The 26,320-nt window shown below is 68.6% G+C and carries 24 protein-coding genes; 15 read left to right on the top strand and 9 right to left on the bottom strand.

Going from position 1 to position 26,320, the window contains the following annotated elements:
* Window positions 1-6 precede the first annotated feature (6 nt).
* Both A5780_RS03230 and A5780_RS03225 read right to left on the bottom strand, forming a co-directional pair.
* A complete protein-coding gene (locus A5780_RS03230) occupies window positions 7-420 on the bottom strand; it encodes a roadblock/LC7 domain-containing protein (protein ID WP_011207200.1) in 414 nt (137 codons plus the stop codon).
* Window positions 417-4,097: an ATP-binding protein gene (locus A5780_RS03225; RefSeq protein WP_064907669.1), complete on the bottom strand. Its 3,681-nt coding sequence runs from the start codon at window positions 4,095-4,097 to the stop codon at window positions 417-419. Before A5780_RS03225 ends, A5780_RS03230 begins: the two co-directional genes overlap by 4 nt.
* 318 nt (window positions 4,098-4,415) lie before the next feature.
* On the opposite strand from A5780_RS03225, the gene A5780_RS03220 reads away from it, so the two are divergent.
* The 5 genes from A5780_RS03220 to A5780_RS03200 all read left to right on the top strand — a co-directional run bounded on the left by A5780_RS03220 (window position 4,416) and on the right by A5780_RS03200 (window position 10,483).
* Complete coding sequence (locus tag A5780_RS03220) at window positions 4,416-6,527, top strand: AMP-binding protein (RefSeq protein ID WP_064907658.1); 2,112 nt, start codon at window positions 4,416-4,418, stop codon at window positions 6,525-6,527.
* A 131-nt stretch (window positions 6,528-6,658) separates the two neighbouring features.
* Complete coding sequence (locus A5780_RS03215; protein ID WP_064907657.1) at window positions 6,659-7,039, top strand: hemophore-related protein; 381 nt, start codon at window positions 6,659-6,661, stop codon at window positions 7,037-7,039.
* A 76-nt stretch (window positions 7,040-7,115) separates the two neighbouring features.
* Window positions 7,116-7,820: a DNA-binding response regulator gene (locus A5780_RS03210; RefSeq protein ID WP_036523064.1), complete on the top strand. Its 705-nt coding sequence runs from the start codon at window positions 7,116-7,118 to the stop codon at window positions 7,818-7,820.
* A gap of 37 nt (window positions 7,821-7,857) precedes the next feature.
* Window positions 7,858-9,240, top strand: a complete 1,383-nt coding sequence (locus A5780_RS03205; RefSeq protein ID WP_063018359.1) for a sensor histidine kinase KdpD — start codon at window positions 7,858-7,860, stop codon at window positions 9,238-9,240.
* Between the two features lie 76 nt (window positions 9,241-9,316).
* Window positions 9,317-10,483 carry a hypothetical protein gene (locus A5780_RS03200; protein ID WP_064907656.1) on the top strand — a complete coding sequence of 389 codons (1,167 nt, stop codon included), beginning with the start codon at window positions 9,317-9,319 and terminating at the stop codon, window positions 10,481-10,483.
* 8 nt (window positions 10,484-10,491) lie between these two features.
* Here A5780_RS03200 and A5780_RS03195 read toward each other — a convergent pair whose 3' ends face one another.
* Window positions 10,492-10,854, bottom strand: a complete 363-nt coding sequence (locus tag A5780_RS03195) for an FKBP-type peptidyl-prolyl cis-trans isomerase (protein WP_030513288.1) — start codon at window positions 10,852-10,854, stop codon at window positions 10,492-10,494.
* Between the two features lie 139 nt (window positions 10,855-10,993).
* On the opposite strand from A5780_RS03195, the gene A5780_RS03190 reads away from it, so the two are divergent.
* Complete coding sequence (locus A5780_RS03190) at window positions 10,994-11,797, top strand: RNA methyltransferase (RefSeq protein ID WP_064907655.1); 804 nt, start codon at window positions 10,994-10,996, stop codon at window positions 11,795-11,797.
* A complete protein-coding gene (locus tag A5780_RS03185; protein ID WP_030513286.1) occupies window positions 11,794-12,084 on the top strand; it encodes a DUF2537 domain-containing protein in 291 nt (96 codons plus the stop codon). The genes A5780_RS03190 and A5780_RS03185 overlap by 4 nt, the downstream gene beginning before the upstream one ends.
* A 35-nt stretch (window positions 12,085-12,119) precedes the next feature.
* On the opposite strand, the gene A5780_RS03180 is transcribed toward A5780_RS03185, so the two are convergent.
* The 3 genes from A5780_RS03180 to serC form a co-directional block, all read right to left on the bottom strand.
* Window positions 12,120-12,851, bottom strand: a complete 732-nt coding sequence (locus A5780_RS03180) for a hypothetical protein (RefSeq protein ID WP_064907668.1) — start codon at window positions 12,849-12,851, stop codon at window positions 12,120-12,122.
* A 337-nt stretch (window positions 12,852-13,188) separates the two neighbouring features.
* Window positions 13,189-14,277 carry a septation protein SepH gene (gene sepH, locus A5780_RS03175; protein WP_064907654.1) on the bottom strand — a complete coding sequence of 363 codons (1,089 nt, stop codon included), beginning with the start codon at window positions 14,275-14,277 and terminating at the stop codon, window positions 13,189-13,191.
* 307 nt (window positions 14,278-14,584) lie between these two features.
* A complete protein-coding gene (gene serC, locus A5780_RS03170; protein WP_063030739.1) occupies window positions 14,585-15,712 on the bottom strand; it encodes a phosphoserine transaminase in 1,128 nt (375 codons plus the stop codon).
* A gap of 138 nt (window positions 15,713-15,850) precedes the next feature.
* Between serC and A5780_RS03165 the strand changes: the two genes are divergently transcribed.
* Complete coding sequence (locus tag A5780_RS03165; RefSeq protein ID WP_231982828.1) at window positions 15,851-16,666, top strand: hypothetical protein; 816 nt, start codon at window positions 15,851-15,853, stop codon at window positions 16,664-16,666.
* Between the two features lie 20 nt (window positions 16,667-16,686).
* On the opposite strand, the gene A5780_RS03160 is transcribed toward A5780_RS03165, so the two are convergent.
* Window positions 16,687-17,577, bottom strand: a complete 891-nt coding sequence (locus A5780_RS03160; protein WP_231982827.1) for a polysaccharide deacetylase family protein — start codon at window positions 17,575-17,577, stop codon at window positions 16,687-16,689.
* A gap of 82 nt (window positions 17,578-17,659) precedes the next feature.
* The gene (locus A5780_RS03155; RefSeq protein WP_063018347.1) at window positions 17,660-18,802 is read right to left on the bottom strand and encodes a citrate synthase 2; all 1,143 of its coding nucleotides are present in this window, start codon (window positions 18,800-18,802) and stop codon (window positions 17,660-17,662) included.
* Window positions 18,803-19,106: 304 nt separating this feature from the next.
* On the opposite strand from A5780_RS03155, the gene pdxH reads away from it, so the two are divergent.
* The 5 genes from pdxH (at window position 19,107) to A5780_RS03130 (ending at window position 24,847) form a co-directional block, all read left to right on the top strand.
* The gene (gene pdxH / locus A5780_RS03150; RefSeq protein WP_064907665.1) at window positions 19,107-19,757 is read left to right on the top strand and encodes a pyridoxamine 5'-phosphate oxidase; all 651 of its coding nucleotides are present in this window, start codon (window positions 19,107-19,109) and stop codon (window positions 19,755-19,757) included.
* Window positions 19,758-19,900: 143 nt separating this feature from the next.
* Window positions 19,901-21,196 carry an MFS transporter gene (locus A5780_RS03145; RefSeq protein WP_063018345.1) on the top strand — a complete coding sequence of 432 codons (1,296 nt, stop codon included), beginning with the start codon at window positions 19,901-19,903 and terminating at the stop codon, window positions 21,194-21,196.
* 183 nt (window positions 21,197-21,379) lie between these two features.
* On the top strand, window positions 21,380-22,735 hold the full coding sequence (locus A5780_RS03140) for a citrate synthase (RefSeq protein ID WP_081879230.1): 1,356 nt from the start codon (window positions 21,380-21,382) through the stop codon (window positions 22,733-22,735).
* Window positions 22,736-23,179: 444 nt separating this feature from the next.
* Entirely contained in the window at window positions 23,180-24,382 is a 1,203-nt protein-coding gene (locus A5780_RS03135) for a GNAT family N-acetyltransferase (protein WP_063018343.1), read from the top strand.
* A gap of 75 nt (window positions 24,383-24,457) precedes the next feature.
* Window positions 24,458-24,847: a YccF domain-containing protein gene (locus tag A5780_RS03130; protein WP_169812471.1), complete on the top strand. Its 390-nt coding sequence runs from the start codon at window positions 24,458-24,460 to the stop codon at window positions 24,845-24,847.
* 12 nt (window positions 24,848-24,859) lie between these two features.
* Here the strand turns inward: A5780_RS03130 and A5780_RS03125 are convergent, their stop codons facing one another.
* Complete coding sequence (locus tag A5780_RS03125) at window positions 24,860-25,324, bottom strand: MarR family winged helix-turn-helix transcriptional regulator (RefSeq protein WP_051755246.1); 465 nt, start codon at window positions 25,322-25,324, stop codon at window positions 24,860-24,862.
* 36 nt (window positions 25,325-25,360) lie between these two features.
* Here A5780_RS03125 and A5780_RS03120 point away from each other — a divergent pair, with 36 nt between their 5' ends.
* The gene (locus A5780_RS03120; protein ID WP_030513273.1) at window positions 25,361-25,597 is read left to right on the top strand and encodes a DUF2530 domain-containing protein; all 237 of its coding nucleotides are present in this window, start codon (window positions 25,361-25,363) and stop codon (window positions 25,595-25,597) included.
* An 86-nt stretch (window positions 25,598-25,683) separates the two neighbouring features.
* Window positions 25,684-26,310, top strand: coding sequence for a TetR/AcrR family transcriptional regulator (locus tag A5780_RS03115; protein WP_030513272.1), 627 nt, complete (start codon window positions 25,684-25,686; stop codon window positions 26,308-26,310).
* Window positions 26,311-26,320: the final 10 nt, after the last annotated feature.

The following is a 26,320-nucleotide window of genomic DNA, read 5'->3' as shown; positions in this document are numbered from 1 at the left end:
CCACCATCAGGAACCCATCGTGACGCGAGGTGTGGCCTGGACTGTCTGGCCCACCCGCTCGACCAGCAGAGCCATCTCGTAGCCCACCTGGCCGATATCGCAGGACGTGTTCGTCAGCACGGCCAGATAGGACCCGTCACCGACTGCCATGAGCAGTAGGTAACCGTGTTCCATCTCGACCACGGACTGCAGTACCGTGCCGCCTTCGAACAGGTTCGAAACGCCGACAGAGAGGCTGGCCAAACCTGCGGTCACGGCGGACAGCTGTTCGGCTCGGTCGACGGGCAATTGAGCGCTCGCGGCCATCAACAGGCCGTCCGCCGAAACCAGCACGGCATGAGCGACGCCCGGGACCTCGTTGGCGAAGTTCGAAACCAGCCAATCCAGCTGACGGTTCGTACCACCTAGATCGGGGTTCATCGGTCTCCTTTATCTCCGGTTAGGTTCATTGCTCCCATTGCGCGGCCATCCCGGACGCCCTGCTGGTGACGACTCAGACTTGACCTGATCGACTCTGGGTCGCGGCTCGGCGCCCGGTCGGCGCGCCCGATGACACCACCGGGTACCAGCCGATTGCCGGGATCACGCTGCGGCAATCCGGCTGCCGTCCGCTTCTCCGACGAGGTTTCCACCGCTCGTCGGGCAGCCTGCCAACCTTCGTCACCTGGGGATTCGAAGGAGGCGGCGACTTGGGACCGGTCCGGGTTGGGGTCCGCGAGCCACGCCGACATCATCTCGGCGAAGATCGGACTTCCCCCTTCCGACGGACCGGGGTCGGCTGCGGGTTGCAGCCGGGTCTGGAAGAACGATGCCGTCTTCTGCGGATTCGACCGGTAGCTGTGGCGGCCGCGTTCGCGACCTTCACCGGATTCCGCATTCGCGTCCGCGGCGGAGCTGTCCCGCTGCGGCGCATGACGTCCGGGCAGGCTCAGGCCCGGGGTGGGTTCCGGCCGCGGCGGCAGACCGGCGCCCGGCTGCCGCTGTGGCAGGCCGCCCGCGGCCGGGGCACGCTGCGGCAGACCCTCATTCGACTCTCGTTGCGGCAGGCCGGTACCGGCATCGCGCTGGGGCAGACCGCCGATACCCTCGCGCTGCGGCAGACCGCCACCGCGCTGCGGCAGACCACTGCCCGAATCCCGTTGCGGGAGGCCACTACCCGCGTCCCGCTGCGGCAGACCGGCGCCGGCGTCCCGCTGCGGCAGACCGGCGCCGGCGTCCCGCTGCGGCAGACCGGCGCCGGCGTCCCGCTGCGGGAGCCCGCTGCCGCCATCGCGCTGCAGACCGGTGGGCGCACCCTCGCGCGACGGCGCGCCGTTGGAACCCGGAGTCCGCTGCGGCAGGCCTCCGGCACCGCGCTGCGGCGGCTCGCCGTTGGACGATTCCCGCTGCGGCAGACCACCGTTCGCGGACTCCCGCTGCGGCAGGCCACCCTCGCGCGACGGGGCACCGTTGGTGCCCGGCGTCCGCTGCGGCAGGCCGTTGGCGCCGAGTTCCCGCGCCGGCAGGCTTGCCGCGGGCCGGTCCTCACCGGCAGGCCCACGCTGCGGCAGGCCGGACCCGCCGCGCTGCGGCAGACCACCCTCCCGCTGCGGCAGGCTCGAGCCCGAATCACGCTGCGGCAGACCACCTTCGCGCGGCGGCAGGCCGTTACCGCCGCCCGGCGGCCGCTGCGGCAGTCCGGTGGGACGGCCCGGTCGCGGCGGCTGACCCGCCGCACCCGGCTGACGCTTGAGCATATTGGCGGCCAGCCCCGAGGTCGGCTGCGCCGGAGCGGCGCCGCCACGCTGGGGCAGATTCGCGTTCGGCTGCGCCTTGGGCGACTGCGGTCCGTTGGCACCCGGCTCGCGCTGCGGCAAGCCCGTGCCCGGCTCGGCATCGGCGAGCGGATGACGCGCGGTCGGCCCGTTGGCGCCCGGCTGCCGCTGCGGCAGCCCGCCCGGAGCCGCACCGCCCGGCTGGCGCTGCGGGAGTCCACCCGCGGCCGAACCGTTCGCCGCGGCGGCGGCGCCGTTGGTGCGCACGGTGCGATCGTCTCCGGCATCCGCGGCCGGCGTGATCGGGATCGGCCCGCTCACTCCCGGGTCCACGGTGACCATCATGTTGCCGCTCGGAGTGCGGGTGACGCCGCGCATCTGCATCGACGACGCCGCGGACGGCCGCTGGGTCGGCACCGACATCTGCTCACCGGACTGGTCCGGCAGCGAGACCGTTCCACCCGAGGGCGCCACGATGATCGCCTTGGGCACATGCACGGTGACGGTGACGCCCGGGTCGCGGGCGGTGTCGAAGGTCGGGCGCAGGCGCACGTTGAGGCCGTGCCGCTCGGCCAGCCGGCCGACGACGAACAGACCCATGTGGCGTGCGGTGTCCGCACCGACCTCGGCGGTCGTCTCCAGGCGCCGGTTGATCGATGCCATCTCGGCGGGCGGCATACCGATACCGCGGTCGGCGACCTCGATCAGCAGACCCTGATCGTGGGCCTGGGCGAAGGTGAACTTGACGTCGGTCTCCGGCGGCGAGGCGCGTAGCGCGTTGTCGAGCAGCTCGGCGAACAGGTGCGCCAGGTCGGAGGCGGCCGGTTCGGTGATGGCGCCGCGCGGGGTGGCGCCCAGCTTCACGCGCTCGTAGTCCTCGACCTCGGAGATCGCGGCACGCAGCACGTCGGCGATCTCGACCGGCGCGGACTTGCTGCGCCGCTGCCGGGTACCGGCCAGAATCAGCAAGTTGTCGCCGTTTCGGCGCATACGGGCGGCGAGGTGGTCGAGCCGGAAGAGGTTCTCCAGCAGGCGCGGGTCCTTCTCGTCGTACTCCATCGCCTCGATCAGCGAGAGCTGATGGTCGACCAGCGACTTCGACCGCCGCGCCAGGGTCTCGAACATATCGTTGACCTGGGTACGCATGGACGCCTGGTCGGCCGCCAGGCGCAGGGCCTGACCGTGGATGTCGTCGACCGCGCGAGCGAGCTGGCCGACCTCTTCCTCGGTGTGCACCGGCATCGGCTCGAGCGGCACATCCTCGGGGCTGGCGCCGTCACGCAGGCGCGAGACCTCGTAACCGAGATCGTGTTCGGCGACGCGCAGCGCGGCCAGGCGCAGCTTGCGCAGCGGCACGATCATGGCCCGCGCGACCAGCACGGCGAAGATCAGCGCGGCCAGGATCGTCAGGACGACGATGACCGCGTACTGGATCGCGCCGGCCCGGGCGTTACCGGCCAGGTCGTTCACTCGGGACGTGATGTCCTGAGTCGAGGAACCGACGATCTTGGTGTAGCCGTTCAGGCTGTCGACCAGCGACTGCTTGATATCCATCAGCGGCAGCTGACCGACGTCGACGTTCGGGCCGCTGGTCATGGCGATCCGGTTCTGCAACAAGCCGTTCAGCTCGGCGATCGTCGGATCGTTCTCGGGCAGACGCTTGGCCAGCAGGTCCAGCATGTACTTCTCGGTGTTGCCCGCGACCTGGAAGTCGTGCAGGCCGCCCTTGGCGTCACCGGTCAGGGTCTTGGCCGAGGCCGCGATCTCCTGGACCATCACCGCGCGGGTGTTCAGCGAGTCGACCAGGCGCAGCTTCGCCGCGTCGACGCCCGGGTCGGAGATGGTCGAGACGATCTCCTCGACCGTGCGGACGCTGTTCTGGCGGATCGCCTCTTCCTGGGCGATCGCGTCGGCGAGGACCGGCGAGGGCTTGGTGCCCTGATCGCGCACCGCCTGGGCGCCCCTGATCATCTGCTCGATCGCATCGCGCGCACCCGGAACACCGTCCAGCTTGGCCGTGGCCTTCTGCGCGGTCTGGATGGCGCCGTCCAGTCGTGTCAGGTCCGCGTCCTGAACCAGCGACTGTGTCGGGCTGATCGCGGCCATCTGGCCACCGGCGACGGTGGCCGCGGCACCACTCAGGCCGGTGACGGCCGGAATCGCCTCGACGTGCTCGACCGCCTGATCCAGGTGACTCGAGTCACTGAACTCGGACGCGATCCTGGAAGCACCGAGCACCACCGCGACGAGCAGCGGCACGGCCAGCACGGCCGTAACCTTCCAGCGCAGGTCCCAGTTGCCGAGCGCCCAGCGCTTCCCAACGGGCCTAGCGGCGTCACGCATCTCCAACTCACTTTCCAAACTGGCCCCAGCCACGCGCCATCGGCGAGCCTCCACGATCGCACGCGCGGCTCGATAAGCAGAACGGGCCGGGAACTGCGGCTGGCCGAGAAATTGCGTCCATGACGGCCGAAATAGGTGACATGCGATTCTAACGGATCAATAACTTCTTGTGTGACCTCTTGGCAACCACCAGCCGTTGACCTGGCTGTTCCAGCCAAAATCAAAGGTCGCGGCGGCCGCCCGGACGTCGCGTGAAGTCTGCCACAATCAGGCTGATCTATCGAGGCGGGCATCGATGCGAGGCAGGGAGTCATACGGTTGAACGCGAAGCAGGAGTACCGGCCCACCTACCAGACCAGCCTGGTCGACCCGTCGGACTTCTGGCGCAGCGCGGCCGAGGCGATCAGCTGGGACGTTGCGCCCGAACAGATTCTCGACACCACGGCACGACCGACGGCTCGGTGGTTTCCCGATGCTCGCCTCAACACCTCCTACAACGCCCTCGATCGGCATGTGCGCGATCTCACAGCGGAACCCGCCTCGACGGACGACGATACCGATACCGCCACCGAAACGGGCATTTCCGAAAAAACGGGCGGTCGCGCGAACCAGCCCGCATTAATATATGACTCCGCTATGACGGGCGCCACAGCCGTCTATACCTATGCCGAGTTGCTGGCGGAGGTCGCCCGGTTCGCCGGCGCCATGCTCCGGCTCGGGGTGCGCACCGGCGATCGCGTCGTGATCTACATGCCGATGATCCCCGAGGCCGTGATCGCGATGTTGGCCTGCGCGCGGATCGGCGCCGTGCATTCGGTGGTCTTCGGCGGATTCGCCGCCCATGAACTGGCCGCGCGCATCGACGACGCCGAACCCGTTCTGATCGTCACCGCCTCCGGCGGCCTGGAACCGAACAAGCGGATCGAGTACCCGCCGATCGTGCTGCAGGCGCTCGACCAGGTGCAGACCACCGCGCCGCGGAATGTGGTCGTGAAGCAGCGCGAGGGCTTTGCGACCATCCGGTTCGCCGCCCCGCAGCCGGCCACCGACACCCTGCCCGATTCCACCGCCACCGTCGCGGCCCGCTGGCTGGACTGGGAGGACATGGTCCGCGACGCGGAACCGGCCGATCCGGTGCCGGTGGCCGCGACCGATCCGCTGTACATCCTCTACACCTCCGGCACCACCGGAAAACCCAAGGGCGTGGTGCGCGACAACGGTGGCCACGCGGTGGCGCTGGCCTGGTCGATGCGCAACATCTACGACGTCTCCCCCGGTCAGGTGATGTTGACCACCTCCGATATCGGCTGGGTGGTCGGCCATTCCTATATCGTCTACGCCCCGCTGCTGGTCGGCGCGACGACCGTCCTGTTCGAAGGCAAACCGATCGGTACGCCGGACTCCGGCACCTACTGGCGGCTGGTCGAGCAGTACGGGGTGCACGTGATGTTCACCGCCCCCACCGCACTGCGCGCGATCCGCCGCGCCGATCCCGAGGCCGCGCTCGCCCGCCGCCACGATCTGTCCTCGCTGCGCGCGCTGTTCTGCGCCGGCGAACGGCTCGACCCCGCCACCTACGAGTGGACCCGGGAGACGGTGCTGGCCGATCTGCCCGACTGCCCGGTCGTGGACCACTGGTGGCAGACCGAAACCGGCTGGCCGGTGTGCGCGAACCCGCTCGGTTTGCAGGAGCTGCCGATCAAACCCGGCTCGGCCTCGGTTCCGGTGCCCGGCTATCGGCTGCGCGTCCTCGACTACGAAGGCGATGCCGTGGCGACGGGCGCGGAGGGCAACATCGTGATCGGCCTGCCGCTGCCGCCCGGCTCACTGACCGGCCTGTGGCGCGACGACGAGCGCTTCGCCCGCTCCTATCTTTCGGCCTACCCCGGGCACTACCTCACCGGCGACTCCGGCTATTTCGACGAGGACGGTTATCTGTACGTGCTCGGCCGCAGCGACGATGTGATCAATATGGCCGGGCATCGGCTCTCGGCCGGCGGCATCGAGGGCGCGATCTCGGGACATTCGGCGGTCGCGGAAACCGCGGTGATCGGTGTTCCCGACGAACTGAAGGGTCAGCTTCCGATCGCCTACGTGGTGCTCAAGAACGGGGTCGACATCGAGCTGGCGCAGTTGCGCGCCGAGATCATCGCCCGCGTCCGGGAGCAGATCGGCGCGATTGCGACGCTGCACGATGTGACGGTGGTACGGGCCTTGCCCAAGACCCGATCCGGGAAGATCCTGCGCCGCACCATCCGCCAGATCGCCTCCGGCGAGAACTGGGAGATGCCGGCCACCATCGAGGATCCGGCGGTGCTGATCGCGCTGGAGGATCAGCTGCTCGCCGGGACCGATCCGACCGCCGACACGGCGGCCGAGAACACAACCGATCCGGCGGCGACCACGAACGGCTCGAGTATCGGTTCCTGATCGGGCCACCCGGACCGGGGCGCGGTGTGAGCAGCCGGTTCAGAGTCTTCTCAGAATCGGTTCACCTACGCCCCAGACTCCGGCGATACCGTGCCGGACACGTACGTGCCGACGCACAGGGAGAGAGAATCATGCGCATTCGCGGATTTGCCGCAACCACCCTCACCGCTGCGGGCCTGGCCACCGGGGCCGCCCTGCTGGTCCCCGCCACCGCATCGGCGGGCCCGACCGAACTGGTTGCGCCGCTGCTGAATTCGACCTGCAGCTTCGCCCAGGTCGACGCCGCGTTGCACGACAAGGCGCCGCAGCTGGCCTCGATCCTGGACAACAACCCGGACCAGAAGGCCGAGCTGAAGGCCAAATTCGATCAGCCGGTGGAACAGCGCCGCGCCGAATTCCAGCAGTACCTGGCTCAGCACCCGGACGAGGCACAGCGCGCCCAGCAGGACCCGCGGGCCGCCAGCCTGAGCTCGACGATCCAGGAAGTCGCCGATTCCTGCCACAACTACTGATCCGGCCACCGGATCGGCAACTCGCGCGAGCCTCGGGCCACCCCCGGGGCCGCGCGGTCAAATTACACTGCACACCGTGGCGAGCAGCGAGAATCCGACGGTGCTGGTGGTCGACGACGACGAGGATGTGCTGTCCTCGGTGGAACGCGGCTTGCGACTGTCCGGATTCCGGGTGGTCATCGCCCGCGACGGGGCCGCGGCGTTGCGCAGCGTGGCCGAACAGGCGCCCGACGCGATCGTCCTCGATATGAACATGCCGGTGCTCGACGGCGCCGGCGTGGTGACCGCGCTGCGGGCGATGGGCAACGAAGTGCCGATCTGTGTGCTCTCGGCACGCAGTTCGGTCGGCGATCGGATCGCCGGACTGGAATCCGGGGCGGACGACTATCTCGTGAAACCGTTCGTCCTCGCCGAATTGGTGGCGCGGATCCGGGCGCTGCTGCGCCGGCGCACCGATACCGCACCCGCCGCGGCGCCGGGCTCGATCACCGTGGGTCCCTTGGAAATCGATGTGGCCGGCTATCGCGCCCTGCTGCACGGTAACGAAATCGAGCTCACCAAAAGGGAATTCGAACTGCTGTCCACGCTGGCCCGCAATGCCGGAGTGGTGTTGAGCCGGGAACGACTGCTGGAGCTGGTGTGGGGTTACGACTTCGCCGCCGACACCAATGTGGTGGACGTCTTCGTCGGCTATCTGCGCCGCAAACTGGAGGCCGACGGCACGCCCCGGCTGCTGCACACCATTCGCGGCGTCGGCTTCGTACTGCGGATGCCGAAATGACCGGCGCCCACGCCGAATCGATCCGTGCCGGTGCGGGATGACCGGACCGCAACGGCGACGCTTCGGGCTGCGTCACTCCTATTCGCTGCGCACCAGGGTCGCCGGTGCGGCGGCATTGGGCGCGATCATCATCACCGCGGTCTTGAGCTGGGTGTCCGTGGTGGCACTGGGCCGCAACAATCTCGCCCAGGCCGACCAGGAACTGGCCATCGCCTCGCGCATCGTGCTGATGCAGCCGCTCATCGCGGTCGGGGTGCTGTCGCTGGTGACCCCGAACAAGGATATTGCGGTGACGGTCCGCGACCACGGTGAGATCATCGCCTCCACCAGCGTGCGTCTGCCGGCCGAGGACCCGGGTTCGCATACGGTCACGATGGAGGGCACCCCTTTCCGGGTGCTGACCACGACCGAGAATCAGCCCGAGGGGCGGACCGTATCGATCGCGATCCCGCTGACCGACGCCTATCACACCATGTCCGAGCAGCGGCGCTGGGTGCTGTTCGCGGCCGGCCTGGCGGTGGCCGCGGCGGCCGGGCTGGGCTGGGTGTTCGGTGGCGGCGCGGTGCGCCCGATCCGGGATCTCACCCGGCAGGTCAGTGCGCGCAGTGGCACCAGCACGGCCGAGGTCCGGGTGGACGGATCCGGGGTCTTCGAGGCCGAAAAACTCTCCGAGGCAGTGAATTCGCTGTTGGAGCGGGTGCAGTTCGCCCAGGCCGAAACCGCCGCGGCACTCGAGACGGCCCGCGATTTCGCCGCCGTCTCCGCGCACGAACTGCGCACCCCGCTCACCGCGATGCGCACCGACCTCGAGGTGCTGCGCACCTTGGACCTCGACGAGCAGCAGCGCGCGGAGATCCTCGACGACCTCCAGCGCAGTCAGGGCCGGGTGGAGGCCACGCTGGCCGCGCTGGAACGGCTGGCCGCGGGCGAGCTGACCGACGAGCGCGACCATGTCGAAACCGATGTCGGTGATCTGGTCGACCACGCCGCCCACGACGCGATGCGCCACTTCCCGGAACTCACCGTCCGCATCGAGACCGATCCCGAACTCGTCACCCGTGGACTGCCGACCGGACTGCGCCTGGCCGTCGACAACGCGCTCACCAATTCCGCCCGTCACGGCGGCGCGACGCAGGCGCTGGTATCCGCCCATCGCCGCCCCGACGGCTGGATCGTGATCTCGGTCGACGACAACGGTGCAGGCATCCCGGCCGAGGAACGGCGCAGTGTCTTCGACCGCTTCATTCGCGGCGCCAACGCCACCAAGGGCGGCTCCGGCCTGGGCCTGGCACTGGTCGCGCAGCAGGCCCAATTGCACGGCGGCCGAGCCTATTTCGACGACGGCACCCTGGGCGGCGTACGCCTGGTGCTGGAATTGCCGGCCCGTCCGATGCGGGCGGCGCCACCGCCGCAGAACTGAATCGTCCGCGATCCCTCACAGAACCCTCAGATATCCGCCAGTACTTGCGCATTCACCGCCGCTACCGTCGAACGGCGTGGTAGGTAGACGTTTTCGCTGGACAGTGCTCGGTGTGGTGACCCTGGTGGTCGCCGGTGCGGTGACGGGTGGGGTGATCGCCGCCACCCACGGTGGCGCCGCGCCGACCGATATCGCGATCGTCAACGCGGATACCGGTCCCGCCGGGGCCCGCATCGTCAAGGCACTCCAAGCCGAGAGCGACACCTGGACCGTGGCCGAACCCGGCGCGCGCACCGCCGACCACGCCGCGGTGATCACCCTGCCCGCCGACCTCAGTGCGTCGCTGGGCACCCTCGCCACGGCGCAGCCGCATCGGGCGCAGCTGACCGTGGCCGCCGACGAGCACGCGGACACCGCCGCGGTCGACGATGCGGTCGCGGCGGTGACGCGGCGAATCGCGGCCGCGGGCGTGGATCAAACCCTGGCCGCGGTCGCGAACGCGCGCGGTTCGATGCAGCAGGCCGCCTTCACCTCTCAGCTGCTCGACGCGGGCGTGCGGACGGCCTCCGACGCCGCCGGACAGTTCACCGGCGGCGCCCAGCAGATGCTGGGCTTCCTGGATTCCGCGAAATCCGGTGCGGCCACGCTGACTTCGCAGCTCGGCCAGGTACACGACACCCTGGGTCAGGCGACGAATCAGGCCGAGAACATGGCCGGCGCCTTCGATGCCACCGGGCTGACCATCGGGCAGATCAGCTCCGGTGCGAAGGCGATGAGCAGCGGACTCGACCAGGTGCTGCCGCTGCTGCGCGCGCTGCCGTTCGCGGCGGATCCCCAGGTCACCGACATCGTCGGAAAGCTGGAGGCGCTGCGCTCGATCGCCGGCCAGACCGATACCCAGCTGGCGGGCGTGGCCCGGCTGACCGGTAGCAGTACCGATCCGAACACCGGTCTCGGCACCATCCTGCGCGATGCCGCGAACCGGCTGACCTCCGCCGCCGCCCAGCTGGACCAAGGCGCCGCCCTGGCCGGACAGATTCCGCAGCTCGCCGATCAGGCGACCGCGCAACTGCAGGGTGCGCTGCAGGCGGTGACCGGCGGGGTCACCCAGATGCAGCAGATATCGACGAATCTGACCGATCAAACCGGCAAGGCCCTCACCGCGTTACCGGCGCACAGCACATCCCAGCAGTCCGTCCTGGCGACGAATCTGTCCGATCCGGTCGAGATCGTCCGGCAGTGATCGGCGTACTACTCGACGACGTTCAGCAGATCGATGACGAAGATCAGCGTCTTGCCCGACAGCGGGTGGCCCGAGCCCTCGGGACCGTAGGCCAGCTCCGGCGGGATGGTCAGCTGGCGGCGGCCGCCGACCTTCATCCCCGGAATACCTTCCTGCCAGCCCTGGATCAGGCCGCGCAGCGGGAAGGTGATGGATTCGCCACGGTTCCAGGACGAATCGAATTCCTCGCCGGTGTCGTAGGTGACGCCCACGTAGTGCACCTCGACGGTGCCGCCGGGTACGGCCTCGGCGCCCTCGCCCTCGACCAGATCGTGCACTTCCAGCGTGGTGGGCGCGGGGCCTTCCTGGAACTCGACTTCCGGCTTGGTCATGCGTCCTCTTCCGTTGCGATGGATAAATCGTTCTGCGGATAAACCAATAAAGAGTTCACCATAGCGTTGCTTGCCAAACCGTGTTCCACACGACAGTTGGATCGGCCGAATTCGGAGCCAGGGTGCAGGATAGGTTGCCGTGGCCCACGTGATCGATATCGTCGACCCCGGCGACCCTCGGGTCGCCGACTTCCGCGACCTCAACTCGGCCGACCGGCGTCCCGACCTCCCGGGCGGAAAAGGCCTGGTCGTGGCCGAGGGCGTGGTGGTCGTGCAGCGCATGCTGGCCTCGCGTTTCCAGCCGTTCGCCCTGCTCGGGGTGGGCCGCCGCTTCGATCAGCTCGCCCCCGACCTCGCCGGTGTGGACATCCCTTACTACCGCGTCGGCGCCGAGGTGATGGCCGAAATCGTCGGATTTCATCTCAATCGCGGCGTACTTGCCGCCGCCTACCGCCCGCCGGAATTGCTGCCCGAGGAGATCTTGCGGACCGCGCGCACGGTCGCGGTGCTCGAGGGCGTCAACGATCACGAGAACATCGGCTCGATCTTCCGCAATGCGGCCGGACTCGGCGCCGACGCGGTGTTGTTCGGCGACCGCTGCGCCGATCCGCTGTATCGGCGCGCGGTGCGGGTATCGATGGGCCACGCGCTGCGGGTGCCCTTCGCCTCGCTGCCGACCTGGCCCGACGGCCTGCACACCTTGCGCGAGCTGGGTTTTCGGATCATCGCGCTGACGCCGAATCCCGAGGCGGTGAATCTGGCGACCGCGATGACCGGCGACCGGGTGGCACTGCTGCTCGGCGCCGAAGGCCCCGGCCTGACCGAGGCGGCGATGCGCGCCACCGATATCCGCGCCCGGATTCCGATGACCCCCGGCACGGATTCGCTCAATGTCGCGACCGCGGCCGCGATGGCCTTCTACGAAAGGGTGCGGACATCGTGAATCGACCGCTCGGCCGCCCGGACAGCGAACCCACGCCGTGGGCGGCGGGGATCGCGGTGTCGGTCTTCGTCGCCGCGCTGACCGCCGCCGGGGTGTATTCGTTCGGTGTCGCACTGGCACATGTTCATTGGACGCTCGCGGTGGCGGTGAACGTGATCGCCGTCGCCGGTACCGCACCGACCGCGTGGCGCTGGCGCTACACCCCGGTCACCCGCTGGGTGCTCGCCGGACTCGGCGCCGGGGTACTGATCGGCTGGGTCGTTCTACTGATCGATGCCGCGTCCTGACACCTCGCGTCCTGAAGCCTCGACGGATTTCGCGATCACAACACGCGGTCGCGGCCACGCAACCAGCCGAGCCAGCGCTTACTCGCCGGAATCGTCACCGACGTCGCCCGCGTCGCCGGTGCGGGCGCCTGCCCCGCGGGGTAGAGGCTGAAGCCACACACCTCGATCCGATCCGGATGCAGGGCCTCGTCGGAAGACCCCGCCCGATAACGGAATCCGAGCCACTCCTCGTTCGCGGCGTCGGCGAATTCCGGCGGGTCGAACGGAAGGATCTGGGGATCGGGAAAATCACCGGGCCGCAGCCGGACCGGATGGTCGCCGGCCCAGTACGACCGCTCCCACACCAGCGGCAGCCCTTCGTCCTCGACGATGTTCACCCGCGTGGCGCTGAAGGCGCGACGGAATTCCCCGCGCTCCCAATGCGCGAACGCACCCCAGCCCAGTGGGACGTCGTAGGACACCAGGTAGGTGTGCTCGGAGGCCAGCGGCCGGATCAGTAGTTCCGGCAGCCGGGTCGGATGGCTGCGCGCCGCCTGCACCGTGCAGACCACGGTGACCCCCGGATAGCAGCCGATGTACATCGAGCCGGGATCCGGCCCGGCCCAGACCTTCAGGGTGCCGGAGGCGGCGGGCACCACATCGTGGCCGGGATTGAGCTGTTTGGCCAGGGCGAGGGCGGCCTCCGGATCGGGATCGGGGTGTGAGCGCAGGACCGCCGCCGGGTCGGGGTCGTCGACGTACCAGATCGACGAGGCTGTGGATGGCACCTGCGACACCTCCCGAGCTCGGACGGGTAAGCGTGGTTACTCCCGAGCAAACACCGGAGCCGAAGCACATCCGCCGCCGCGGCCTGCTCGCTGTGCGCTCGACGAAATCGGGCGCATACGAAAAATCTACTCCCCCAACAGCGGAAACATCGGCGCTTCTGACTTCTGCCGCGCGTGTCAACCCCCGTTTCACACATTCCGGCGGCGACACGCCCGAACGAGGGTAAGCAGCGAACCGCCACACGAACTTCGCGGCGGAGACCGGTGGCCTCCGCCGCGAATTCGACGTGGTTGCCCGGGATTCGGTGCCCGGCCGCGGATTCGGCGCCCGGAGGGCTCAGTGCCCGGAGCTACGGACGCCGAGCAGCACATCCTCCCAGGACGGCATCGGCGCCTTACCCCGCTTGGCCCGGGCCTGCTTCTGCGCGGCGGGCTTGGCGGCTTCCGGCTTGGCGCTCGCTGCCGCAGGGGTGGACTTCGCCGCCGGAGCCGGCGCCGGCGCCGGCTCCGCGGGGGCGGCAGGCTCCGGATCCGCGGTGGGAGCGGCGGGTTCGGACGGCTCGGCCGGGGCGGTCGGTGCGGCGGCGGCCGGTGCCGCCGGCAGCGCCGGGGTGGCGGCCGCGGGCGTCGTGCTCGACGGATTCGCCGCCACGGTGCTCTTGGCACTGACCGGAACCGCGGTGCCGCCCACGGCGGCCCGCTGTTCGAAGTACTCGTCGAGACCGGCCTGGCCGGTCTCGGCCACCGCGGTGGTCTGGACGGGCCCGGCCGGCACCGGTTCCACCACCGGCGCGGGCTCGGGGGTCGGCTCCGGCAGGATGGTGGCCAGGCCGCGCAGGGCGCGACCGAAATCGGGATCGATCAGATCCGAGGCCGGATCGTCGAGTGGCACCACCGAGCCGCCGTGCGCGTCCGGCTGGTAACGCCAGTGCGCGGCGATCACCGAACGGCCCGCCTGCCACTGCAATTGGGCGACCCAGTAGTTCTTCTCGTCCTTCCAGGCGTCCCATTCGGCGATATCGATGTTGTGCCCACGCTCGGCGAAGGCGGCCGAGACGATCTCGATCAGCGTCTCCACCGCCGGACCGTCCTTGCGCACCGGATGCGCCTTCTGCGCCAGCTCTGCCGCGCGCGCACGCTCGAGCAGCACGGGGTAGGCGAAACGCTCCACCCGGCTGGCCGGCATGCCGGACTCCTCGGTGACCTGCTCCACCGAGGCACCGGCACGGATCCGAGCCTGGATATCGCGAGGACGCATGGTCGCCTCCGTTTCGATCTCGATCTGGCCGAATCGGGCAAGGTCTCCACGCGCGGCGGCACGCAGCTTCTCGTCGGCGGCGAGCCGGTACTTCTGCCCGGTCTCGGCATCGACGCACACGATGTGCGCGGAATCGGGCGTCAATCCGATCACTCGAAGTTCACGCACCGTTACCTCCTTATCGCTGCGTCGATCACAGCTGCGCCGAGCACCAACTAGCTCGCGACACCGCCCACGTTCTGGAACAGTAGTGCACTTCTGAGATTCGTGTGGCAAGACACGCGGCCTGAAATCTACCGCCGCGGTACCGGGGACGACTAATCTGCTCTGTTTCCACGCTCACCGGCCCACGCCCCGGCAAACTTCCGGCACGATTTCGGTTGGCGCGCACCACAACAGCGTAAACGCGAAAGCCGCGGATTTCGGTGACGAAATTCCGCGACTTTCGCGAGCTTTTATCCGAGCGCTGTCGTGATCAGGCGCTGATCTGCTGCACCACCCAGTCGATGCAGCGGGTCAGCTGCGACACGTCCTCGGGGTCGATCGCCGGGAACATGCCGACGCGCAGCTGGTTGCGGCCCAGCTTGCGGTAGGGCTCGGTGTCGACGATGCCGTTGGCGCGCAACACCTTTGCGACCTGCGCCGCATCCACCGACGGGTCGAAGTCGATGGTGCCGACCACCTGCGAGCGGTGCGCCGGCTCCGCGACGAACGGCGTGGCGAATTCGCTGGACTCGGCCCAGGAATACAGCCGCGACGAGGAATCGAGGGTCCGCTTGACGGTCCAGTCCAGACCGCCGTTGTTGTTCATCCACTCGATCTGATCGGCGAACAACAGCAGCGTGGCCAGCGCCGGGGTGTTGTAGGTCTGATCCTTGGTGCTGTTGTCGATCGCGATCGGCAGCGAGAGGAATTCGGGAGTGTAACGACCCGAATCCTTGATTTCGGAGACTCGCTCCAAAGCCTTCGGGCTCATCAGCGCGACCCACAGGCCACCGTCGGAGGCGAAGCATTTCTGCGGCGCGAAGTAGTACACATCGGCGTCGGCGATATTCACCGGCAGACCGCCCGCGCCGGAGGTGGCGTCGATGGCGATGAGCGCGTTGTCCGAGCCGGCGGGCCGCTGCACCGGAACCGCCACACCGGTGGAGGTCTCGTTGTGCGCCCACGCGATCACATCGGCGACCGGGTCGGAGACCGGCTCGGGCGCGGTGCCCGGGTCCGAGGACACCACGATCGGATCGCCGATGAACGGGTTGCGCTTGGCCACCGCGGCGAACTTCGAGGAGAACTCACCGTAGGTCAGGTGCAGCGAACGGTCCCGGATCAGGCCGAAGGCCGCGGCGTCCCAGAACGCGGTGGTGCCGCCGTTGCCGAGCACGACCTCGTAGCCCTCGGGCAGCGAGAACAGCTCGCGCAGGCCCGTGCGGACGCGCGCGACGACGTCCTTGACCGGCTTCTGACGGTGGCTGGTGCCCATCACAGCGGCACCGACCTCGACGAGGGAGCGCAGCTGTTCGGGACGGACCTTGGACGGGCCGCAGCCGAACCGTCCGTCGGCGGGCTTCAGATCGTCGGGGATGCTCGGAAAGGCAGCGGTCATGGGCTCAAGCCTAGAGCGTGATGTGGGTCTCGCGCGTGGGTGGGTCGGGGTTGCGCGGACGGATGCGACAGGCTTGCCGAAACCGCGCATATGTCCGTATCACCATGTCGGCGCCCGGCGGACCGTTACCGTTGGGCAATGAGTATGGCAGGGCGGGAGATACCGGACTCGACGGGCATCTCCGCCGCATCCGCGGCACTCGGATCGACCGCGGTCCCCTCGGCCGGCGCAGCCGGATCGGCCCGGTCCGCCAGCGGCCGCTACGGTCTGCGCGCACGCCTGGCCACACGGCTCGAGCGGGCCGGGAACATGCTGCGTACCGGCATGCTCTCCGAGGGAGCACGGCACGAGTTGCTGCTGCGCGGCCTGCCGGGAACGGCGACGATTCTCGGGGTCCGCCCCTGCCGCACTTCCGCCTCCGCGGCCTCCCGCGTCGACGGCCTGCGGAAGCGGGCGGATGCCGCGAGCCGGGTCGAACCCGGCTGTCGCTTCTGGGTCCGCATCCAACTCGACGGCGTACCGCCGTACGAGACCCGGATGCGGCAACGAGTGAGCGACGCCGAGCGGGAGTCGATGCAACCGGGCGACGTGGTCGGCTGCCGCGTCGATCCGGGTGATCGCGAGCGACTGGTGCTGTACGTGCCCGGCGTCGCGGAGGCGACGCGGGTGAGCATCGCGAAGATTCTGTCCGCGGGCCGCCGCGCCGACGCGACGGTGCTGGCGGCCACGCCGATCGCCGCCGACTACTCGGGTCGCGACGATCCGGTGCTACGGCTGGATCTGGAACTGCGCGCCTGGGACGAACCGCGGCCGTGGCGCGTACGGATCGTGCAGCCGGTGCCGTTGCCGGCGATCGAACTGGTCGATCTGGGCCGGCATCTCGAGGTCGCGTTCTTCGCCGTGGATCGCGGCGAGTCGGTGGCGGTGGACTGGGAGGCCTCGGCCGAACTCTGAATCCGGTTCGAAAGGCCCGCTCAGGGCAGTTTGACGAATTCGAAACCGCGCGAACGCAATACCGGCAACACCACCGACATCCCCTCGGCGGTACCCGACTTCGGGCGGTGCATATGGGCGATCGAGATCGACCCGGGCTGTGCCGCCGACATCGCGGTGCGCACCTGCGCGGCCGTGAAGGTCGCCCCGGCATCGGCGTTGATGCTGAAACCGACCGGCGTCTCCCCCAGATCCCGCACGATCGCGACCGACACGTCGTCGTAGTGTGCGGTGCCCGCGCGGAAGAACCGCGGCGGATGTCCGAGCAGCCGGGTGAGCCGCTCGTGATTGCCCCACACCTCGTCGATCGCCTGCTGCGGGGACGCGGTGCCGGCGATGCCGTAGGCGGCGTGGCCGGTGACCGAGAGCGGACAGTGCCGGGTGCCGTGGTTGGCGAGTTCGAACAGCGGATTGGCGGCCAGCTGCTCGGCCCTGCCGGGGTCGGCATCGATCCAGCGCTTGTTGAGAAACAGCGTCGCCGGAATGTTGTGGGCGACGAGGTAATTCATCAACTCGGTGTTGATCTCGTCGTTGTCCGGCCCGCCGCAGGCATCGAAGGTCAGCGCCATCTGCTTACCCTGCGCGGGGATCGAGGTGATGATGCCGGGCAGGTCCATTCCCCATCCGGCGGGCTGCCGACCGGCATAGCGCGCGGCCACGGCCGCCGGATCCGGCTGTGCGGGTAGCGACGCCGATGCCGGACTCGCCACCGACGGAACCGATGTGCGGGCCGGTGCGGGCGGCGCCGTGGAGATGATCGTCTTGACCGGCGAATTCCCTTCGGCCGTAGCACATCCCGAGGCGGCGAAACCCGCGGCTACCGCCGCACCCGCTGCCAGAAGCCGACGTCGCGACAGTTCTGCTCCACCCACGCGAGCAGATGCTACGGCAGAGAAGCGACGAGCGCCTCCGCAGCGAAAACTGCGAAGGCGCTCGAACGGCGACGGGCCCGGACTACCGGACGACGGTCTCCCATCCCGGCACGGACTCCGCGGAGCGCGGCGCCGGTCCGGTGTAGATCGCGGCCGGGCGCACCAGCTTGCCCAGTTGCTTCTGCTCGAGGATGTGCGCGCACCAGCCCGCGGTGCGGCCACAGGTGAACATCGCCGGCATCATGTGCGCGGGCACCTCGGCGAAGTCCAGGATCACCGCGGCCCAGAACTCGACGTTGGTCTCGATGGCGCGATCGGGGCGACGCTCGCGCAGTTCGGCCAGCGCGGCCTGCTCGAGCGCCGCGGCGACCTCGTAGCGCGGCGCGTCCAGCCGCTTCGCGGTGGCACGCAGCACCCGGGCGCGCGGGTCCTCGGCCCGGTAGACCCGGTGGCCGAAGCCCATGAGCTTCTCCTTGCGATCGAGGATGCCCTTCACCAGAGCGCGTGCGTCGCCGGTCTTTTCGACCTCTTCGATCATCGGCAGCACCCGCGCGGGGGCGCCGCCGTGCAGCGGGCCGGACATGGCGCCGATCGCGCCGGACAGGCTGGCGGCCACGTCGGCGCCGGTCGAGGCGATGACGCGCGCGGTGAACGTGGAGGCGTTCATACCGTGCTCGGCGGCCGACACCCAGTAGGCGTCGATGGCCTCGACGTGGCGCGGATCCGGGTCACCCTTCCACCGCTTCATGAAGCGTTCGGTGATCGTGCTCGCCTCGTCGATCTCCTTCTGCGGCACGGCCGGCTGGTAGATGCCGCGCGCGGACTGCGCGACATAGGACAGGGCCATCACCGACGCGCGCGCGAGGTTCTCGCGGGCGGTGGCGTCGTCGATGTCCAGCAGCGGCTGGTAGCCCCAGATCGGGGCGAGCATCGCCAGACCGGCCTGCACGTCGACGCGCACATCGCCGGTGTGCACCGGCAGCGGGAACGGCTCGGCGGGCGGCAGTCCCTGTCCGAAGCGGCCGTCGACCAGCAGCGCCCAGACGTCACCGAAGGTGACGTGGTTACCGACCAGGTCCTCGATGTCGACACCCCGGTAGCGCAGCGCGCCGCCGTCCTTGTCGGGCTCGGCGATATCGGTGGTGAACGCCACCACGCCTTCCAGGCCACTGACGAAATCGGGGGGCACGGCCGGACCAGTAGGAGCCGCAGCGCTGGTAGTCATGTTGTGACTCTCCTTGCAAATCGGGCCGCACGATCTGTGGGCGGCCACGCGATGGTGCTTTCCCGGCTCGGCCGGGTGGTGCTTTCCCGGCTCGGCCGGGCCGGTGCTGTGCGGCCGTATGCCACTCCGGCCGATCACCTGCAACCTTATCCCCCCAGTACTGGGGAGTAACGTTTGGACCATGCGCGAGGAGCAGAATTCACCGGGCTCAGCGGGGGGCGAAACAGGTCTTGCGACCGCGAATTCATCGACTTTGCCGGATCGCTTCGGCGCCGTCCCGCGCGTCGATGTCGACATCGCCGCGATGCGGGCCGAATACGGCGGCGATCCGGACCTGACCGAGAGCTGGCCGGCCGACGGCTGGGAACCGTTGCTGCGCAACTGGATCGAGCTCGCCACCAACGCCGGCATCACCGAACCCAATGCCATGGTGCTGGCGACGGTCGAGCTCACCGACGCCGGACCGCGTCCCGCGTCGCGCACGGTCCTGTGCAAGGGAGTGTCCGCCGAGGGTGTGACTTTCTACACGAATTACGACTCCGCGAAGGGTGATCAACTCCACGCGGTGCCGTATGCGTCGGCCACCTTCGCCTGGCCGAAGGTGGGCCGGCAGGTGACGCTGCGCGGCCGGGTGGACCAGGTCTCCTCGGAGGTGACCACGGCGTACTGGCGCTCGCGTCCGCGCAATTCGCAACTGGGGGCATGGGCGTCGCACCAATCCCGCCCGGTGGCCTCGCGGGAGGATCTGGATCGGGCATTGGCCGACGTCACGGACCGTTTCGACGGCGTGGAACAGATTCCGGTCCCGGCCAATTGGGGCGGCTACATCCTGCGTCCGGAACAGATCGAATTCTGGCAGGGCCGGCGCAGCCGGTTGCACAACCGCATCCGGGTGACGCTGCCGGACGGACCGGCCGCGATGGGCTCGGCCCGCATCGAACGCCTGCAACCCTGACCCGGAATCCCCGCCACGACGGGCGATATGCCCGAGTCGCGGATCGGCCGCTACCGGCTATATTCATGGGATGATTTCTGGAAGACGGCCGCCGGCCGCATCGTCCACGCGGACCGGCGCCGCGCCATGGTGAAAGCTCGGCCATGGTGAAAGTGCTCGCCGATGTCGCACCGCTGCGCGACATCGATTTCCGGCGGCTGTGGGTCACCAATATCGTCACCGTCATCGGAGCCCAGCTCTCGGTGGTCGCGGTTCCGCAGCAGATCTACCAAATCACCGGCAGCTCCGGATATGTCGGGCTGGCCGGCGTCTTCGGCCTGGTGCCGCTGATCGTCTTCGGCCTGTGGGGCGGGGCGGTCGCCGACGTCATGGACCGGCGCACCCTCCTGCTGATCACCAGCGTCGGCACCGGGCTGACCTCCGTGGCGTTCTGGTTGCAGGCCGCCGCCGGGGTGAACAACGTCTGGCTGGTGCTCGGGCTCTTCTCGGTACAGCAGGCCTTCTTCGCGATGAATCAGCCGACCCGCGCGGCCATCATTCCGCGACTGCTGCCGGGTGACCTGTTGCCGGCGGCCAACTCGCTGAACATGACCGTCATGCAGTTCGGCGCCATCGCCGGGCCGGTGCTCGCGGGTGCGCTGATTCCGGTGACCGGACTGTCGATGCTGTATCTGATCGACTCGGTCGCCCTGCTGGCCACGCTGTGGGCGGTGTGGCGACTGCCCGCTGTCCCGCCGACCGGAGTCGCCCGGAAGGCCGGATTGGGCACCGTCGTCGAGGGTTTCAGCTACCTGTCCACCCAGCCGATCCTGCTGGCCTCCTTCGCCGTCGACATCATCGCGATGGTCTTCGGCATGCCGCGCGCTCTGTTCCCGCAGATGGCGCACGACACCTTCGGCGATCCGGTGACCGGCGGTGTGGCCCTGGGCCTGCTCTTCGCCGCGATGTCGGCCGGTGCGGTCGCCGGCGGTGTGTTCTCCGGATGGCTCGGCCACGTACGGCGCCAGGGCATGGCCGTGGTGGTGTGCATCGCGCTGTGGGGTGCGGCGATGATCGGCTTCGGACTCGCCGTCGGCGCGACCGGCCACCGGTTGAGCATCGGGGTCGGCCTGTGGATCGCCTTGGCGTGCTTGGCCTTCGGCGGTGCGGTCGACATGTTCTCCGCGGCGCTGCGGACCAGCATGTTGCAGGAGGTGGCCACCGACGACATGCGCGGGCGGCTGCAGGGCGTGTTCACCGTGGTCGTCGCAGGTGGGCCCCGGATCGGTGATGTTGCCCACGGTTTCACGGCCGCGGCCATGGGTACTGCCGTGGCGGCGGCCGGTGGTGGGGTCCTGGTGGTGATCGGCGTGCTGATCGCCGCGGCCGTCTTCCCCGCCTTCGTCCGCTACCGCGTTCCCCGCGTCCACGCCGAGATTCCGGCCGAACAGCACTCGTGAGCACCCGCGCGAGCCCCTAGCACGATCGGGCCCGCGAGCTCACATCGCACACATGTGACCGTGAGGTAGCAGATGACGACCCTCACGGATCGACGCTACCGGTGAGCGGCTAGCGTTGAGGTAAGTGCGCCGGACGCCGACCGCGCCCGTCGCCTACGGTTCTAGCCTGAGAGGGATCCTTCCGTGCCCGCTGAGAACATCAAAGTCGCGCAAACGCCTTCGGACGCCAACGGCGCAGGCGACGCCAAGCCGGTACTTTCCTACCCTGGCGGCGAATACGCCATGACTGTCGCCCAGGCCGTCGAGGGCAACGACGGAATCGATCTGGGCAAGCTGCTGGCCAGCACCGGGTACGTCACCTACGACCCGGGCTTCACCAACACCGCGCCCACCAAGTCGGCGATCACCTACATCGACGGTGAGGCCGGCATCCTGCGCTACCGCGGCTACCCGATCGAGCAGCTCGCCGCGAGCTCGAACTTCATCGAGGTCAGCTACCTGCTCATCTACGGCGAGCTGCCGACCCAGGCACAGCTGGAAGACTTCACCGACCGGATCCGCCGCCACACGCTGCTGCACGAGGACCTCAAGCGCTTCTTCGACGGCTTCCCGCGCAACGCGCACCCGATGCCGGTGCTGTCCTCGGCGGTCAACGCGCTCTCGGCCTACTACCAGGACTCGCTGGACCCGCGCGATCCCGAGCAGGTCGAGCTGTCGACCATCCGCCTGCTGGCCAAGCTGCCCACCATCGCGGCCTACTCCTACAAAAAGTCGGTCGGCCAGCCGTTCCTCTACCCGGACAACTCGCTGAGCCTGGTGGAGAACTTCCTGCGCATGACCTTCGGCTTCCCGGCCGAGCCCTACGAGGTCGACCCCGAGGTCGCCGCCGCGCTCGACATGCTGCTGATCCTGCACGCCGACCACGAGCAGAACTGCTCCACCTCGACCGTGCGCCTGGTCGGTTCCTCCGACGCCAACCTGTTCACCTCGGTATCCGGCGGCATCAACGCGCTGTGGGGTCCCCTGCACGGCGGCGCCAACCAGGCCGTGCTGGAGATGCTGGACGACATCAAGGCGAATATCAACGGCGGCACCGTCGATGCCGCGGTCAAAGACTTCATCCGCAAGGTCAAGAACAAGGAAGACGGGGTGAAGCTCATGGGCTTCGGACACCGCGTCTACCGCAACTACGACCCGCGCGCGACGATCGTCAAGAAGACCGCCGACCAGATCCTCGGCAAGCTGGGCGTGCAGGACCCGCTGCTCGATATCGCCAAGGCGCTGGAAGAGGCCGCGCTGACCGACAGCTACTTCGTCGATCGCCGCCTGTACCCGAACGTCGACTTCTACACCGGCGTCATCTACCGGGCGATGGGCTTCCCGACCCGCATGTTCACCGTGCTGTTCGCGATGGGCCGGCTGCCCGGCTGGATCGCGCACTGGCGCGAAATGCACAGCGAGCCTTTGAAGATCGGCCGCCCGCGCCAGATCTACACCGGCTACGGTGCGCGCGATTACGGCGATATCGCCGGTCGCTGAAGTAGCCGATCCGAAGCCCGCCCCCTTCCGAGGGAGGCGGGCTTCGTGCATATCGGGGGCCTGTGCGCCGCAGAGGGTTTCACGTGCTCCGCACTGGAGAGACTGTGCGGCACCGCAATTCGCGGCCCCTACAAGCGCACGTTGAGCGACTCGTTAGCGCCGCCCGGCACCATCATCGTCGTGGCGCGGAGGCGACACCGGGCCGCCGGAATCCGGGCCTGCCTCGGAGGGGACGGCAGGCCCGGATTCGCAATTTCTGCCTTCGCTTCGCTTCGGCGGGGTTTCGGCCCCCTGGGCCGAAACCCTCAGGGTGCACCCTCGCGGAGGAGGTTCAGCACTGTTCGGTACGACTCGAGCGGTAGCGGTACTTGCGGCTACAGCCTGGTATGGCCCGTCGGGAAAATCCGGGTGCGCAGGGTCCTGCCGGCGTGCGATGGTCGAGGTATGGCGATCGCAGCAGAGGTCACGCTCAGGCCCGCGACCGAGGACGACCTCCCCGGTATCGGGCTGCTGTTGTCGAATGCTTTCGGCGCGTCGCCCCGGGAGGATCCGGTCGTCACCGCACAGCGGCTGAAGCTGTTCCCGCTCGAGCGTGCGCTCGTCGCCGTGGAGGGCGACCGCGTCGTCGGCCACACCCGGGACACCACGATGACGCTCACGGTGCCCGGTCCGCATCCCGTCGAGGTCTGCGGCGTGGCAGGTGTCGCGGTGGCGCCGACCCATCGCCGTCGCGGCATTCTGCGCGCGATGTACACCGAACTGCACGAGCGTACCGAGGCCGCGGGGCTGCCGCTGACCATCTTCACCGCCAGCCGCGCCACCATCTACGGACGATTCGGGTACGGGCCGTGTGTCGTGGAGAACCGCGTCACCATCGACCGCCGCTTCGCCGAATTCCGGCCCACCGCGCCCGATCCCGGTGGCGTGACACTGAGCTCGCTCGACGATGCGATCACCGTGGTGCCCGGCATCTACGACCGCTGGCGGCGGCTGGTGCCCGGCGCCCAGGCGCGCCCGCATTCGGCGTGGTTGATCCAGCTGGTCGGCAGCGGGGGCCAGGCCGCCCTGTTCGCGCTCACCCATCCCGACGGGTACGCGCTCTACCGCTACGACAACTCCGAGCCGCGCAGACTCACCGCCGAGGTGGTGGAACTGCGCGCGGTCACCACCGAGGCGCATGCGGCGCTGTGGCGTGCCCTGCTCGGTCTGGACCTGGTGGACACGGTCACCGCCACCATCGGCGACGACGACCCGCTGCCCCACCTGCTCACCGACTCCCGCCTGGTCCGCACCGTCAGCCGTCACGACGGCCTGTGGGCACGGCCGATGGACGTCCCCGCCGCCCTGTCCGCCCGCGACTACGAAACGGATCTGGATGTCGTTGTCGCCGTGGACGACCCGTTCCGCCACGCCGGAGGCACCTTCGCCCTGCGCGTGCGCGACGGGCGGGCCGAATGCGAACCCACCACCCGCACCCCCGACCTCGAACTCGGCATCGACGTCCTGGGCAGCCTCTACCTCGGCGCCTACTCAGCCCGCACCTTCGCCGTCGCGAACCGAGTGCGTGCGAAGAGCTCCCGGATCGTCGCGGATGTGGACCGCGCTTTCCGGGCCGAGCGTGAACCCGTGCTCGGCTGGTTCTTCTGAGCGGCTCGTCCACACGCGCTCAGTTCACATCTGGTGGGTACGGCACCGCCCTGGCATGCTGGATACGTGACCCTCATCCGGTTCGTACTGAATGTGCTCTGGTTGATTTTCGCCGGGTTCTGGCTGGCGGTGGGCTATTTTCTGGCCGGAATCCTCTGCTGCATCCTGATCATCACCATCCCGTTCGGGATCGCGTCGTTCCGGATCGGGGCCTACGTGCTGTGGCCGTTCGGCCGGGAGGTGGTGGCCAAGCCGGGCGCGGGGGCTCCCTCGCTGATCGGCAACATCATCTGGGTGATCTTCGCGGGGTTCTGGCTGGCGATCGGGCACCTGGTCACCAGCATTCCGCTGTTCGTCTCCATCATCGGGATTCCGTTCGGCTGGGCGAACCTGAAGCTCATCCCCGTCTCGCTGATGCCGCTGGGGCGCGAAATCGTCTCCAGCGAGCACGCTTTCGTGGCCTGAGCGCCGGACGTTCTACTCCGAGTCGGCGACCAACTGCTTCATGATCGCGACCGCGTCGTCGAGCACCCGCAGCTGATCGGGGGTCAGGCCGGACAGCTGATCGAACATCCAGGCCTCGCGGGCGTTGTTCTCGTCCTGGATCAGCGCCTTGCCGGCGTCCGAGAGCGAGACGATGACCTGGCGGCCGTCGGTGGGATGCGGATCGCGCTTGACCAGCTGCAACTCCGAGAGCGAGGCGATCACTCGGGTCATCGACGGTGGCTGCACCCGTTCCTTGGCGGCGAGTACGCCGGGAGTCATCGCCCCGTCTCTGGCCAGGGTCGCCAGAGCCGACAGTTGGGTGAGCGAAATCTGCGCTTCGGCACGACGGCCGCGCAGATGGCGCGTCAGCCGCACGACCGCCAGGGACAGTTCACCGGCGAGCGCACGGATATCGGATGGCGTTGTCACAGAGCAAAACGATACGTGACACCACATATGTGGTCCGCCGTTCCCGCCGCTATCGTTGACTTCGTGACCCCCGAGGTGCCCGAGATCCCACCGCGGCTGACCGATCCGCGTCCCGTTCTGGCCGTCGGCTCGCTGGTGTGGCTGGTGGCGACCGTCGTGGTCTGGTGCAACGACAGCTGGGCCGACGCACGGCCGATCTGTTTGATGGGACTGGGAGTCGGACTGCTCGGCTACAGCATTTTCGTCATTCAGCGCCGCGGCGCCCGCAGGGGTGACAAAGGCGCGCAGAAAGGGCTGTGACACCCGCCGGCCCGCGCCACGCCGAGCGCGCCGACTTTACAGTGTGCGAATTGACTCATCGCGTCCTGGCGGCTTAACTCGCTTCCGTGTCCTCCCGATTGAGCGTCGAAGAACGACGAGCCCACCTCATCGAGGCCGCCATCGGCCTCGCGGAGAAAAAGGGCGTCGCCGGGGTAACTACACGCGATGTCGCGCAGGCGGCCGGGGTATCGCTCGGTGTGGTGCATTACTGTTTCGAGAACAAAGATGCGCTGATGACCGAACTGGTCAAAGCATTGGCGATGGAATTGCGCGATTCCGTCGAGACCAATGAAACGGTCTGGCAGGAAGTCGGAAGTGGAAAAGAATCCCTTCAAAATTTGGTTCGCGCCAGCCTGGAACTGCTCTGGCTGAACATCGAATCCACACCGCAACGGCAACTGCTCACCTACGAAACCACCACCTACGCTCTGCGTGAAAGTGAGCAGACCCCAGCGAAACTCGCGATCGCGCGCGAACAGTATCTGTTCAACGACGCCACCGTCGCCGATGTGCTCGAGCACGGGCGCGTGGCCACCGGAACCGAATGGCGAATTCCGGTTCAGACCTTGAGCCGATTCACCCTGAACGTCATCGACGGAATCGTTTTGCGCTGGCTCGTCGACGACGACAGCGCGGCGGTCCGCACCCAGCTCGACGTGCTCGCGGAAATGATCACCACCTACGCGAAATAGCCGCGCCGCG

The organism is Nocardia sp. 852002-20019_SCH5090214 (assembly GCF_001665865.1).
Classification (GTDB): Bacteria; Actinomycetota; Actinomycetes; order Mycobacteriales; family Mycobacteriaceae; genus Nocardia; species Nocardia nova.
This window is presented reverse-complemented; position numbering and strand designations above follow the sequence as displayed.

Excerpts from the sequence above, each read along its gene's own strand:
- A5780_RS03230 (WP_011207200.1), bottom strand. The coding sequence starts at position 420 with ATGAACCCCGATCTAGGTGGTACGAACCGTCAGCTGGATTGGCTGGTT.
- A5780_RS03225 (WP_064907669.1), bottom strand. The coding sequence starts at position 4,097 with ATGCGTGACGCCGCTAGGCCCGTTGGGAAGCGCTGGGCGCTCGGCAAC.
- A5780_RS03215 (WP_064907657.1), top strand. The coding sequence starts at position 6,659 with ATGCGCATTCGCGGATTTGCCGCAACCACCCTCACCGCTGCGGGCCTG.
- A5780_RS03205 (WP_063018359.1), top strand. The coding sequence starts at position 7,858 with ATGACCGGACCGCAACGGCGACGCTTCGGGCTGCGTCACTCCTATTCG.
- A5780_RS03195 (WP_030513288.1), bottom strand. The coding sequence starts at position 10,854 with ATGACCAAGCCGGAAGTCGAGTTCCAGGAAGGCCCCGCGCCCACCACG.
- serC (WP_063030739.1), bottom strand. The coding sequence starts at position 15,712 with ATGACCGCTGCCTTTCCGAGCATCCCCGACGATCTGAAGCCCGCCGAC.
- A5780_RS03165 (WP_231982828.1), top strand. The coding sequence starts at position 15,851 with ATGAGTATGGCAGGGCGGGAGATACCGGACTCGACGGGCATCTCCGCC.
- A5780_RS03155 (WP_063018347.1), bottom strand. The coding sequence starts at position 18,802 with ATGACTACCAGCGCTGCGGCTCCTACTGGTCCGGCCGTGCCCCCCGAT.
- pdxH (WP_064907665.1), top strand. The coding sequence starts at position 19,107 with ATGCGGGCCGAATACGGCGGCGATCCGGACCTGACCGAGAGCTGGCCG.
- A5780_RS03145 (WP_063018345.1), top strand. The coding sequence starts at position 19,901 with ATGGTGAAAGTGCTCGCCGATGTCGCACCGCTGCGCGACATCGATTTC.
- A5780_RS03135 (WP_063018343.1), top strand. The coding sequence starts at position 23,180 with ATGGCGATCGCAGCAGAGGTCACGCTCAGGCCCGCGACCGAGGACGAC.
- A5780_RS03125 (WP_051755246.1), bottom strand. The coding sequence starts at position 25,324 with ATGTGGTGTCACGTATCGTTTTGCTCTGTGACAACGCCATCCGATATC.